We start from the raw sequence: 13,059 nt of genomic DNA, 5'->3' as shown, positions 1-13,059 counted from the left end.
GGGCGATCTGGCCTACAAGCTGGCGGCGGGCGACTCGGAAGAGATGACCGGCCTGGCCGGGGCGCTAAATCAAATGGCGTCGCAGCTGCAAGAGCGGTTGCAGACGATCGTACGCCAGACCAACGAGCAACAGGCGGTGCTTTCCAGCATGGTCGAGGGGGTCTTGGCGATCGACGCCCATCAAAGCGTGATCACGCTCAACAAGGCCGCCGCGGCGCTAGTGGGAAACACGCTTGCCAACCCGCTCGGCCGAAGCCTGCACGAGGTGGTGCGGAATCCTGACCTGCGCCGATTTGCCGATCGGGTATTGGCCAGCGATCAGGCCATCGAAGACGACGTGATCTTGCACGGCGATCCGGATCGCGTCTTGCAAATTCGCGGCACGGCGCTGCGCGATCAATATCACCGCGGCGGCATCGGCGCCGTGATCGTAATGAGCGACGTGACGCACATTCGCCGGTTGGAGACCATTCGCCGGGATTTTGTCGCCAACGTTTCGCACGAATTGAAGACGCCCATCACTTCGATCAAGGGATTCGTCGAGACGCTGCTGGACGGCGCGATTACGAATCCCGTCGATGCCGACCGGTTCCTGAGGATCGTCGCCACGCAAGCCGATCGTTTGAACGCCATCATCGAAGATCTGCTCAGCCTGTCGAAGATCGAGCAAAGCGAACGAGCCGCGGATCTGGTCGTCGAACGCGTCGCGATCAAGGACATGCTGCAAGCCGTGCTACACGATTGCCATTCCAAGGCCGCGCAGCGCGAAATCGGCATTCGCGTCGAATGCGGCGATGATCTTTGCGCGCAGATCAATTCGCCGCTTTTGGAGCAGGCGATCACGAACCTGGTCGATAACGCGCTGAAATACAGCGAGTCGGGCTCCGAAGTTCTGATCATCGCAGTCGAGAGCGACAACGAAGTCACGATTGCCGTCACCGACCATGGCTGCGGAATCGACGACGAGCACCTGCCGCGGCTCTTCGAGCGGTTCTATCGCGTCGACCGGGCCCGCAGCCGCAAGCTGGGGGGGACGGGCCTGGGGCTGGCCATCGTCAAACATATTGTCCAAGCCCATCAGGGCCGGATCACCGTCGAGAGTACGCCGGGGGTTGGCAGCGTATTTCGCGTCCATTTGCCGCTGTTGCATGCTCCCCAAGACGCGCGGGCCACCCCGGTCTGAGGGGGGAAAGGCCACCCGTAGGTTGGCGGAATGGTCCGGTTTTCGGCTCGATGTCAGCCATTCGCTAACCAAATCCTAACAATTGACCTCTAAGATGGCGGTCGCCATCGCCTACCTTGGCTACGCGCTTTTCCAGCGCTCGGTCGACACACTCTGAGCCCGTGTCATGCTCTGCCGGATGAATCCATCGCTCTCGCTGCCTCCGGTGTCGACGCTCGCGCTGGCGATAGCACTTAGCGTGTGTGCAGCAACATCGAGAGCCGAGGATAACGGACGGTTACAAGCCGCAACGGAATCTACCGTCGCCGCTGCCGCGGAGACCGCCGCACTTGTTGATCCGGCGCTACCGGGTTATCTGCCCGTCGCGGGCGTGTCGGGATCGATCAAGAGCGTTGGCTCCGACACGATGAACAACCTGATGACATTGTGGGCCGAAGGGTTCAAGCAATATTACCCCAGCGTGCGGGCCGAGATCGAAGGAAAGGGTTCGTCCACGGCGCCGCCGGCCTTGATCGCCGGCACGGCCACTTTCGGACCCATGAGCCGGGACATGAAGGCCAGCGAGATCGACGCCTTCGACGCCAAATACGGCTATAAGCCCGTGTTGCTGCCGGCGGCCATCGACATGCTGGCAGTCTATGTGCACCGTGACAATCCGATCCCGCATCTAACGCTACCGCAACTCGATGCGATGTACTCGCAACATCGCAAGGGGGGCCTCCGCCGCGCCATTCGCACCTGGGGCGATTTGGGACTGACCGGCGAATGGCAACATCGGGCGATCAGCCTGTACGGTCGCAATGCCGCTTCGGGCACCTACGCTTATTTCAAAGAAAACGCCTTGTTTGGCGGCGACTATCGCGAGTCGGTCATCGAACTGCCCGGCAGCTCGTCGGTAGTGCAGGCCATCGGCGCTGACACGAGCGCGATTGGCTATAGCGGCATTGGATTCGCGACGGCGAACGTGCGTTCCGTTCCTTTGGCGGTCGATGATGCTTCTTCGGCTGTGCCGCCACGGCCGCAATTCGCGCTGACGGGCGAGTACCCATTGGCACGGTTCCTGTGGATTGCCGTGAACTACAAACCTGGCAGCCAGATGGATCCGTTGCGCCAGGAATTCATTAAATATGTGTATAGCGCGGCAGGACAAAGCGATGTTGTGAAAGATGGTTACTATCCGGTGACGCCACAAATCGCTCAAAACGCTTTGGCGAGCGTCGGGTTGGCGGAATAGTATGGCAACTCATTTTTTGCTTGTTCAATATCCGGTGCCGCGGCGACACGCAGTGTGCGCGATGCCCAAACGTACCTCGGTGCCATGCCGGCGCAGGCGTGGGCATGGCACCCGTAAAGTGGAAGGAAACCGTGGTGAATGGACTAGGATACCTGGGGAATTGACCGTCACGAGTGACGGCCATCCCAGGCAGAGAAGCAACACTGGCCCGGTCGGAAGGGATGGATCGACCGCCGGCCCGATAATTGAGATTCGATGAGCACCGCCAAGACGTTTACCGGCCGCCAGCGTCATCGCGGAACGCGCCGTAGTGTGCGGATCGTCGACAGGCTGGCGCGCGGCTTGATCGCGGTCGGCGGCATCGGCACGGTCGTCGCAGTTTCGACGGTGTGCATCTTTCTGGTGTGGGTGGTCGTGCCGCTGTTCCTGCCTGCCAGTGTGGGTTCGGCGCGGCGGGTCGAAGTCGCGCCGTCTGTGACGACCTGCCTGCATACCGAGGCCGACGATTATCGTTCGCTCGGCTGGGCCATGGATTCAGACGGCCAACTACAATCGTATCGCCTGGATACGGGCGAAGTCATTGCCGAGCGCGCGCTGTTTCCAGACGCGGCCCCGACGGCATGGAACTTTGGCGTCGCCGGCCGTGAAGCGGTGTGCGGTTTCGCCGACGGTTCGGTACGCACCATCAAGCTCGGTTTTTCCACTACCTTTCCCGCCCAGGCGGATCTGCCTAATGAACTGCACGACCTGACCGCGGGGAAATCGGCCACGCATGCGGGAGGGTTGCTCGCGCGCACCAAGCAAGGTCAGTTGCGGTTGCAAACGGTTCGCGCCAACGTGAGTGACGCGATCGTACCGGTGGGTGGCGCCACTGTGACCCGCGTCGATTGCACATCCCGGCCGACAGGCCGGGTCTGTTGCCTGCTCAGCGATGACGGACAGTTGACCGTGCATGCCGTGCGCCGGCGCCAAAGTCTGCAACGCGAATCGTCCGAGTCGAGCGTCGTCAGCGCGGCGGTGCCTTATACGCCGGATGCGGATCGCGGCCCTCCTCGATACCTGATGCTGGCCGGACAGGCCGACAATCTGTATTTGATTTGGAACGACGGTCACTTGTTGCGATACGACTTGCGCGATCTGGCCAAGCCGCGCCTGGCCGAAGAGCTGGACCTGCTCGCCGAACCGGATCAGACCATTACCGCCGTGCAATTCTTGTCGGGCAAGACCACGCTGGCCGTGGGAGATACGCTGGGCCGGGTGCGCGCGTGGTTCCCCACCAAGCCGGCGGACGCGCGCACGCCCGATGGTACGACACTGGTCCAGGCCCACGAGCTGCCGGGCGCCGGAGCGGCCGTTTCCTCGCTGGCTTCTTCGGCGCGTGCCCGGCTGTTGGCCGTAGGTTACGCGGACGGCGGCTTGCGTGTCTTTCACGTAACAAGCGAGCGCCCGCTGGTCGAAACATCGGCCGGCGATGCACAACCCCTGCGGCTGGTGGCACTATCGCCCAAGGGAGACGGCATTATCGGCGTTTCGTCCCAGGCGTTGCTGGAATGGCCGTTGGCGGCCGGTTTCCCCGAGGTCTCGGCGGCGGCGCTGTTTCAGGCCGTGTGGTACGAAGGATACGACGAGCCGAAAAATGTGTGGCAGTCTTCCGGCGGAGGGGACGATTTCGAGCCGAAATTGGGCATGCTGCCGCTGGTGTTTGGCACGATCAAGGCCACGGTTTATTCGCTGCTGTTTGCCGTGCCGCTGGCGCTACTTTCCGCTATCTACACCAGTGAGTTCTTGCACGCCCGCGCCAAGGCGCGCATCAAGCCTGCTATCGAAATGATGGCCAGTCTGCCGAGCGTGGTGTTGGGCTTCGTGGCGGCGCTAGTGATCGCTCCTTTTGTCGAAGGGGTGATTCCCGCGGTGCTGGCCGGCGTGTTCATGATTCCGCTCACGTACTTGTTAGCGGCTCACCTGTGGCAGCTTTTGCCAGCGCGGTGGGGATTATTGCTCGCGCGGTGGCGGTTCGCATTTATCTGCGCCACCTTGCCGGTTGGAGTGCTATTGTCCGCGCGGGTGGGACCGCTCGTTGAGCGCGCCCTGTTTGGCAGCGACTTGCGATCCTGGCTCGACGGCCAGTCCGGCAGCGGCACGGGTGGGTGGATGATCATGTTCCTGCCCCTCTCGGCACTCGCCACGGCGCTACTGCTGACGCGGCGCGTAAACCCGACGCTGCGGAATGCTTTGCGCGGCGCCAGTCGGGGCAAGCGGGCGATCGTCGAACTGCTGAAGTTTTTGGCCGCTGTCTCTGTCACTGTAGCCGGCGCGGTGGCGGTGGCCCTGGTGCTCGATTCGCTGGATCTGGACCCGCGCGGATTCCTGCTGAACACGTATGTGCAACGCAATGCGCTGGTGGTGGGCTTCGTAATGGGGTTCGCGATCATTCCGATCATCTACACGATCGCCGACGATGCCCTGTCGACCGTGCCGGGGCATTTGCGCTCGGCATCGCTGGGCGCGGGTGCCACGCCTTGGCAAACCGCCGTGCGCGTGATTGTACCGACCGCGATGAGCGGTTTGTTTTCGGCGGTCATGATCGGATTGGGCCGCGCCGTCGGCGAAACGATGATCGTGCTAATGGCTGCCGGCAACACGCCCATCATGGACTGGAATATCTTCAACGGATTTCAAACTTTGTCGGCCAGCATCGCCACGGAACTGCCCGAGGCGGTGCAAGGCAGCGCCCATTACCGCACGTTGTTCGTGGCGGCGTTGGCATTGTTCGCGATTACGTTTCTGGTCAACACTGTGGCCGAAGCGGTCAGGCTGCGGTTTCGTCGGAGGGCCTATGAGCTCTAAGCTCACTTTGCCCGACGCCCCCAGCTCGTTGCCCGCTCCGGCAACATCGGCCCGACCGCGCCGCGTCCGCTCTGGCAGCACACTGCTGGCCAATGGCGAACCGATGATCTGGCTGACCGGCGGGGCGCTGGCCGTGGCGCTGGCTATGATCGCTGGGTTGCTAATACTAGTGCTGGGACGAGGGTTGTCGACATTTTGGCCGGCGCCGGTCGTGCAATTGCACACGGCCGACGGTCAGGTGTTGATGGGCGAAATCGCCTCGCACGAGTTCTACCGTCCCAGCGAGCAATCGTTGGCCGAAATGCCAGCGGATAGCGCCGCGCGGATTCGTGCCGAGATCGACAAGACCGACGGCCTGGCGGCGCGGCGCTTGGTGCGCACCGGCAATTATGATTTGACGGCAACGCACTTTCGCTGGATCGACGAGGCGCTCGTTACCAACGAGACGACGCCAGCCTGGGCCGTCGCCGTCGAGCGTTTGACCTGGGGCCGCTTTTATGGCACCCCGCAAGCAGTATTGGTAGACGGTCGCGAAGTGGCCACTTCGCCGGAAGAGTCGTGGCAAAGCTTTCACGAGTTCCATCCGGCGGTTCTGCAACGGCATCGCGAGCGTGTGGCCCTGGCCAAGCACGAGTTGGGCGCGGTGAATCGACACAAGAACGCTGGGCGGCTGGCGGTCGTCGCGGCGCGAGTGGCGCATGGCAAAGACTCTTCCCAGTATCGCGCGGCCGAAGAGGAACAAGCACGCTCCACCGAATGGGAAGCTGCTGAGAACCAGCGCATCACCGCGCAGATCGCGGCGCTCGACGCCGAGAACGCCCGCTATCAAATGCGGTTCGTTACGGCCGACGGCACGGAAAAGATTCTGCCGCTGGAACAGATCGTGCGAGCTTACACGCCGAACCGTGCCAGTTGGTCTGGGAAGCTGGGCGTTTACTTGTCGCGCTGGGGCGAGTTCCTGGCCGACGATCCCCGCGAGGCCAACAGCGAGGGGGGCGTCTTCCCGGCCATCTGGGGCACCGTGGCAATGACTCTGCTGATGTCGATCGCCGTGGTCCCCTTCGGCGTTCTGGCGGCGCTTTACCTGCGTGAGTACGCCCATAGCGGAGTGATGGTAAGTCTGCTGCGGATTGCGATCAACAACCTGGCTGGCGTGCCCAGTATCGTGTTTGGCGTTTTCGGGCTGGGCTTTTTTTGCTACGTGGTCGGCGTGCAGGTCGACCAGCTGCTGTTCTCCACTTCATTGGCCGAGAACACTCCCACGTTTGGTACGGGGGGAATCTTTTGGGCGGCCCTTACCCTGGCGCTACTGACGCTGCCCGTGGTGATCGTCACCACCGAAGAGGCCCTGGCCGCGGTGCCGGGCTCGATGCGCGAGGGTTCGTACGCTTGCGGCGCAAGCAAATGGCAAACGATCTGGCGGATTGTCCTGCCACGGGCGCTGCCGGGTATCATGACCGGTATGATATTGGCGATCGCCCGCGGGGCCGGTGAGGTGGCCCCTTTGATGCTGGTAGGAGCCATGAAGTCGGCCCCCGAGTTGCCGATCGACGGTGTTTTTCCGTTCGTACACCCGCAGCGCAGTTTCATGCACTTGGGATTCCATCTGTACGATTTAGGTTTTCATAGCCAGAACAGCGAAGCGGCCCGTCCGATGGTGTTTACGACGGCGCTGTTGTTGATCGTGATCATAGCGGTGCTGAATATCACCGCGGTTCGCTTGCGAAATCGTTTGCGCAAGCGATTCGGAGTCAGCCACGCCTAAGCGGAGTATCTTGCAGTGACACTTTCCGAACCTCTCGATCCCGTGCGGGTGGCGCCGCCAACGCCGCCACAGGAACGTCCCATGGCGCCGGCGGGTGCCCCGATTGCGCCGGAGCGGAGCGCGCCGCTGGCCAGCGGCCGATTGGCCAGCATCGCCCGCGGTGAGAAGGTCGATTCCGTGATCCACCCCTCAGTGGCGGCCGAAGTACCCGTGCTCGAGGTCAAGGATTTCTGCCTGTGGTACGGAGCCAAGCAGGCCCTGTTCAACATCTCACTGCCGATCCCGCGCGGCAAGGTGACCGCGTTGATTGGTCCGTCGGGCTGCGGCAAATCCACGCTGCTGCGGTCGGTGAATCGACTGAACGATCTGATCGAAACCGTGCGCATCCAAGGACAAATGCGGCTCAACGGCGATTCCACCTACGGCCCCGGCGTCGATGTGATCGAGCTGCGCAAGCGGATGGGCATGGTGTTCCAGAAGTCTAACCCGTTTCCGATGAGCATTTACGAAAACGTCGTCTATGCCCTGCGGATCGATGGCGAGCGGGATCGCCGCGTGCTTGACGAAGTCTGCGAGCGCAGCCTGCAGGGCGCGGCCTTGTGGGACGAAGTCAAAGATCGCTTGCACGAAAGCGGGCTCAGCCTGTCTGGCGGCCAGCAGCAGCGATTGTGCATAGCCCGGGCCATCGCCGCCGAGCCCGAGGTGCTGTTGATGGACGAACCCTGCTCGGCCTTGGACCCGATCGCCACGGGCAAGATCGAAGACCTGATTCAAGAGTTGCGCGGCACTTATTCGGTGCTGATCGTGACTCACAACATGCAGCAGGCGTCGCGCACCAGCGAGTACACGGCATTCATGTATATGGGGCGTGTTTTGGAGTACGGGCTGACGAGTGACCTTTACACCAAGCCGCAGTTAAAAGAAACTGAGGATTACATTACCGGCCGCTTTGGATGATGCACGCCCGCCATGTCGAAACACTTGCAGCGCCAGATCGAAGTCCTGAAGGAAAAGATCCTGCTCGTCGGGACGCTGGTTGAAGATGCCATTGCCAAAGCGATTTCGGCACTGGTGAATCGCAACGGCGATTTGGCCCGCAGCATCATCGAGCGCGATTCCGAGATCGACCGCATGGAGGTCGACGTCGAGGAAGAATGCCTGAAAGTCTTGGCACTCTACCAGCCGGTGGCGGCCGATCTGCGGTTTGTCGTGGCGGTGTTGAAGATCAACAACGACCTGGAGCGGATGGGGGACCTGGCCCGCAACATTGCCAAGCGCGTGGCCTATCTGGCCTCGCACGAGCGGATTGACCTGCCGGCCGAGTTCCGCAGCATGGCCTCGAAGGCACAGTCGATGGTGCGCCGCAGCCTGGATGCCCTGGTGAATCGCGACACGCTCATTGCCCGCCAGATTCGGGATGACGATGACGAAGTCGACGCCATGCAGCGCATCATTCGCGACCGCATCGAAACGCAGATCCGCCAGGATCCGGAACGCTTCGAGCTGTACATGCGGCTGCTCTCGGCCTCGAAGCACTTGGAACGGTTGGCCGACATGGCCACGAACATCGCCGAGGACGTGATCTATATGGTGGAAGGGGACATCGTCCGCCACCGCACCGGCGATTGATCCGCGCGGCGTGCTGCTTGCGGCGTGCTGCCCGGGTGTCTCGTGGCAAACGGTTGTCTCCGGCAAGTCATGTCCTGGCCCGATTTTCTCCGACTTTTCCTTCGCTGCGGCTCGGCCCTGCTCGCCCTCGGCGGGCGCATCCGTTGTCCGGCGTTTGTGTGCCGCATAAACTACGGCAGGTTGCCCCGTTCGCGGGCACTTACTTTTTGCTTGCGGTGGTCACCGCCAAGGACCGTTCGACGACGTACGCTTTCGGTGGCTGCTATCGCCACGGCTGCAACTTTCCATTCCACGCGAGGAGCCGGTTCCATGAAACGCATTCTGTTGCGGGCCACGATGTGTCTCATGCTCCCAGGACTTTGCCTGACATTATTCGTTGGGTCGGCGTTTATTGATACTGCGGCGCGGGCCGACGACACGCCGAATTGGCCGCAGTTTCGTGGCGCGAAATCCTTAGGTATTCCCGAAACCGATCCCAAGAACCTGCCCGACTCCTGGAGCACCACGGATAATGTACTGTGGAAGACCGACCTACCGGGGCGCGGCTGGTCGTCGCCTATCGTGTGGGGGAACAAGGTCTTCTTGACCGCGGTGATCAATGTCGGAGAGTCCGAAGCCCCGAAGAAGGGGTTGTACTTCGGTGGCGATCGTCCCAAGCCCCCCGAGACGCCGCATCAGTGGAAGGTCTTCTGCCTGGATCTGAACACCGGCAGCATTCTGTGGGACAAGCTGGTTCACGAAGGTCCGCCCGAAGCTTCGATCCACCTCAAGAACAGCTTCGCGTCGGAAACGCCCGTGACGGATGGCAAGCGCGTGTACGCCTACTTCGGCAACCTGGGTGTGTTTTGTTTCGACATGGATGGTCGCGAAATCTGGAGCCAGAAGTGGACGCCGCACAAAACGCGATTGGGCTGGGGTACGGCCGCTTCGCCGGTGCTGTACAAGGATCGCCTGTACATCGTCAACGATAACGAGGAAGAGTCGTACCTGGCTTGTCTCGACGCCGCCACCTGCGATCAGATATGGCGCGTCGAGCGTGACGAGAAGAGCAATTGGGCGACGCCGTTCATCTGGGAGAACGATCTCCGCACCGAGATCATTACCCCTGGCACCAAGAAGGTGCGCTCTTACGATCTCAACGGCAACTTGCTGTACGAGTTTGGCGGCATGTCCTCGATCACCATCGCGGTGCCGTACGCCAAAGACGGTTTGCTTTACGTCAGCTCGGGCTATGTGATGGACAAGAAAAAGCCGCTGTTGGCAATCAAGCCCGGAGCCTCAGGCGATATCAGCCTGGCCGACGACCAAACGAGCAACGACTTCATCGTGTGGTGCCAGAAAGACGGCGCGCCGTACAATCCTACGTCGATTATCTACAAGGGATTGCTGTACGTGCTGATGGATCGTGGATTCCTCAGTTGTTTCGACTCGCTGACCGGCGAGATGATCTATGACAAGCAACGTCTGCCCGAGGGCAAAGCCTTCACATCAAGCCCCTGGGCCTACAATGACGAGATCTTTTGCGCGAACGAAGACGGCAAGACCTTTGTCATCAAGGCCGGGCGCGAGTTCGAGATCGTGCGCACCAACGACCTGGCCGAAGACGACATGTGCATGGCGACGCCGGCCATTGTCGGCGACAAGATGCTGTTGCGCACGGCAGCCCGGCTGTATTGCCTGAAAAAGGGAGCCAAGCTGGCCGAGCCGCCAGCGGCCGAGAAAAAGTAGCGCAGTAGGGACAGCAATCGCGCCCGCTACGGCTCGTGCTTACTGAGTATGGTTTTGCTTCCCTGGCACTGCTGAGGCAATGAGAGCAGCCGTTGCGATTCGCCGAGCAGGAACTTCATGTCCATGAAAGGCTCGGGGCCGACGTCCTGCCAGCGGACTAGGCCCTGCCCGTCGATCAGGAACGTGGCGTGCAACGGCGCCCCTTCGAAATCGTCGTAAGCGCGATATTGACGGAAAACCTGCATCGCGGGATCAACAATGATCGGCAGCTTTGGCGTCCCCTCGGCTGCTGTACGTTTGGCGAGTCCTGCCCGCAACTGATCGGCGGTTTCGGTGCTGATGGCCAAGAGCGAGATGCCGGCCGCGGCGAAGTCCCCGGTCATCGGCTCGATCACCTTTAACTGCTCGACGCAGTGCAAACAGCCAAAGCCGAGATAGAAAACGACGATCACCGGCTTGCCAGCATAGTCCTGTAACGAGATGGGCTTCCCTTCGGCATCGGCCAGCGACCAGGGCTCGGCCGGCCGCGGACTCCAACGCAGCGGGCCAAGACTATCCAACGGCGGACGGGCGCCAAAGTCGGCCGCCGTGGTCACAGGCACGCGCCAATCCTCGGCGAGGCCGAGGTCCTGCGCGATGGGACTCAAGCGCTTGAACGGGCCCGCATCGAGATCGAATGGCGCGCTCAACGCGCGCAGCTTCTCGAATTCAGTCTTGGCCTCTGCGGTCTTGCCCGCGCGCCACAGAATGTCGGCGTAGTTAGCCAGCGACAACGCCTCCCCCTCGGCCCGTTCGACGGCCTCGCGTGCCAATTGTTCGGCACGGGGGGCGTCGCCGGTCAGCAGCGCCATCTGCGATTGAAAAGCGTTGTCGAGGTCGTCCACTTTGGCCAGCTCGACTTTCGCTCCCTCGTAATCCTTGGTGGCCAGCTTCTGGCGACCGGCGATTTCAGCCAACGCGGATTCGATCTCCTTGATGTCGTCGGCCCGTTTGGCGATGGCGTCGTTCTTGGCCTTGGTCACGTCCTCGTCCGATTTTTTCTCGTCGCGGGCTTTTTTCTCGGCTTCTTCGCCCGCCGTTTGCTGTTCGGCCTTGACCTTGGCAAGCATCGCCTCGAGCGCCGCAACTTGCTCCTTGGCGGCGACAACATTCTCGAGCGCGACGTGCGCGACCCCCAAGGCCCGCAACCGCTTGACCTGCTCGTCTGGGATATCGGTGGGCTCTAAATAGGGTGAATCGGCCAATTGCACGAGCTCTGTCCATAGCTCGTAACGCGACAGTGCGTCAAACAACCGTTCCCGGCCGTACTTCGAGCTGCTCGACTTTTTCAAGACGTTGAATTCCGGATGGCGCGGCAGCTCGATCATGTTCTTGGCCAGCGCCACGGCATCGTGGGCGCGGCCCACGTGAACCCAATCGCGAATCAGCCACTCGTTGTTGTGCGCGTAATTGTGAATCTGATCCGGCAGAATACGATCTCGAATCATGTGGGCGTGATCGACGCGGGCCGAGGCTTCTTGCTGCCAGGCCGCCTCGGCATAACGGTGCAAGCCCGAGTAGATATGCCCCGGCATGTGCCACATATGAGCGATCGAGGGCGCCGCCTCTCCGCAGCGCGCGGCCGATTCGATGGCCCGCAGCGGTTTCTCTTTGTCCCACAAGTGAATGCGGTAATGATGCGCCGGATGCATGGGTTCGGCAGCAAACACCTGCGCGAGCAATGCGTCGACGGCCTGGTGGCTGTTCAGCGGCAATCCCTTGCTGCCATTTTCCCAAATCTGCACGGCCAAGAAGGCTTTTGCTTCCAGCTCGTCAGGATAGTCCTGCACGATTTGCTCGAGCGCGCGAACCAGATCGCGGCGGCGGGTCTTGTTGTCGGCGTTGTCCTTTTTGGCGTTGTCTTTTTTGTTGTCGTCGCCTTTCTCTTTGTCCTTGTCCGCCACGGCATAGTAATTCGCCAGCGCGTCGATCCACAGCGACTCGCGTGGGCTAGCCTGCGCCTTGCGCTCGACAGCCTTCGCGATGAAGTGCTTGGCGCGCTTCTCGTTATTGGTGTTCGCCATCGCCATGCCCCAATACGGCATCGCGCATTGTGGGTCGAGCGTGGCGGCTTGTCGGAACGAACGTTCGGCTTCGAGGTACCAAAATCCGTGCAACTGGCCCACCCCCTGGTCAAAAAGCTGCTGAACGCCAGCCACCGCGCTCGTGATGGGCAGGTGCACCCGGCCCGTGCCCCCCATCTGATAGGCGGCTTGCCGCGGACCATCGTCAAAGGCTTCTCCGTGAGTGGAATGGCCCGGCAGCGGCCCCACTTGTTTGGCCTTGGCGGCGGCGGCCAGAAAGGCGGCCGGTCCGGCAGGAGATGTCGCAGCGGTAGCAGCCGTAGCAGTGGTGCCGGCCGCGACCGGCGCCGCGGTATTTTCGGCCGGCGGCTGGGCCAGCACCATCGTAGCGCCCAGCCCGACAAGCATGATGGCCGCCAGCGGAACGATTGCCCGAAAAGCACGTCCGGCGGTGGGTTCGGGTTCGGTAGAAACGCGGAAAGACACGGACGGAACCCCGGCAAATCGCGGCATTGAGAATTCTCCGCCAGGCAGGTCCAAATCGATTGCGAACCTGCATGATCGCCGCGCAAAATCGGGCCGTCAAGCAAATGCCCAATTCACAGATCGC

General features: G+C 61.7%; 8 protein-coding genes. 7 read left to right on the top strand and 1 reads right to left on the bottom strand.

What is annotated here, in order from left to right; genetic code table 11:
• From VGG64_02665 to VGG64_02635, 7 genes are all read left to right on the top strand, one after another.
• Window positions 1-1,183: ATP-binding protein (locus VGG64_02665; GenBank protein HEY1598474.1), on the top strand; the 1,183-nt coding region annotated here is incomplete at its 5' end.
• Window positions 1,184-1,349: 166 nt separating this feature from the next.
• On the top strand, window positions 1,350-2,417 hold the full coding sequence (locus VGG64_02660; GenBank protein ID HEY1598473.1) for a PstS family phosphate ABC transporter substrate-binding protein: 1,068 nt from the start codon (window positions 1,350-1,352) through the stop codon (window positions 2,415-2,417).
• A 255-nt stretch (window positions 2,418-2,672) separates the two neighbouring features.
• Window positions 2,673-5,264, top strand: a complete 2,592-nt coding sequence (locus VGG64_02655) for an ABC transporter permease subunit (GenBank protein ID HEY1598472.1) — start codon at window positions 2,673-2,675, stop codon at window positions 5,262-5,264.
• Entirely contained in the window at window positions 5,254-7,029 is a 1,776-nt protein-coding gene (gene pstA, locus VGG64_02650; GenBank protein HEY1598471.1) for a phosphate ABC transporter permease PstA, read from the top strand. Before VGG64_02655 ends, pstA begins: the two co-directional genes overlap by 11 nt.
• Window positions 7,030-7,044: 15 nt before the next feature.
• Window positions 7,045-7,986, top strand: coding sequence for a phosphate ABC transporter ATP-binding protein PstB (gene pstB / locus VGG64_02645; GenBank protein HEY1598470.1), 942 nt, complete (start codon window positions 7,045-7,047; stop codon window positions 7,984-7,986).
• 12 nt (window positions 7,987-7,998) lie between these two features.
• Window positions 7,999-8,658 (top strand): phosphate signaling complex protein PhoU, encoded by a 660-nt coding sequence (gene phoU, locus VGG64_02640; protein HEY1598469.1) that lies wholly within the window; start codon window positions 7,999-8,001, stop codon window positions 8,656-8,658.
• A 309-nt stretch (window positions 8,659-8,967) separates the two neighbouring features.
• The gene (locus tag VGG64_02635) at window positions 8,968-10,386 is read left to right on the top strand and encodes a PQQ-binding-like beta-propeller repeat protein (GenBank protein ID HEY1598468.1); all 1,419 of its coding nucleotides are present in this window, start codon (window positions 8,968-8,970) and stop codon (window positions 10,384-10,386) included.
• A gap of 26 nt (window positions 10,387-10,412) precedes the next feature.
• Here VGG64_02635 and VGG64_02630 read toward each other — a convergent pair whose 3' ends face one another.
• Complete coding sequence (locus VGG64_02630) at window positions 10,413-12,962, bottom strand: redoxin domain-containing protein (protein HEY1598467.1); 2,550 nt, start codon at window positions 12,960-12,962, stop codon at window positions 10,413-10,415.
• Window positions 12,963-13,059 lie beyond the last annotated feature (97 nt).

Source organism: Pirellulales bacterium (assembly GCA_036490175.1).
In the GTDB taxonomy this organism is placed as follows: domain Bacteria; phylum Planctomycetota; class Planctomycetia; order Pirellulales; family JACPPG01; genus JACPPG01.
Note: the sequence above shows the minus strand (reverse complement) of the source record. Positions and strands in the feature narration are given on the sequence as shown.

Coding starts and splice junctions, on each gene's coding strand:
- VGG64_02660 (HEY1598473.1), top strand. CDS start 1,350: ATGCTCTGCCGGATGAATCCATCGCTCTCGCTGCCTCCGGTGTCGACG.
- VGG64_02655 (HEY1598472.1), top strand. CDS start 2,673: ATGAGCACCGCCAAGACGTTTACCGGCCGCCAGCGTCATCGCGGAACG.
- pstA (HEY1598471.1), top strand. CDS start 5,254: ATGAGCTCTAAGCTCACTTTGCCCGACGCCCCCAGCTCGTTGCCCGCT.
- phoU (HEY1598469.1), top strand. CDS start 7,999: ATGTCGAAACACTTGCAGCGCCAGATCGAAGTCCTGAAGGAAAAGATC.
- VGG64_02635 (HEY1598468.1), top strand. CDS start 8,968: ATGAAACGCATTCTGTTGCGGGCCACGATGTGTCTCATGCTCCCAGGA.
- VGG64_02630 (HEY1598467.1), bottom strand. CDS start 12,962: ATGCCGCGATTTGCCGGGGTTCCGTCCGTGTCTTTCCGCGTTTCTACC.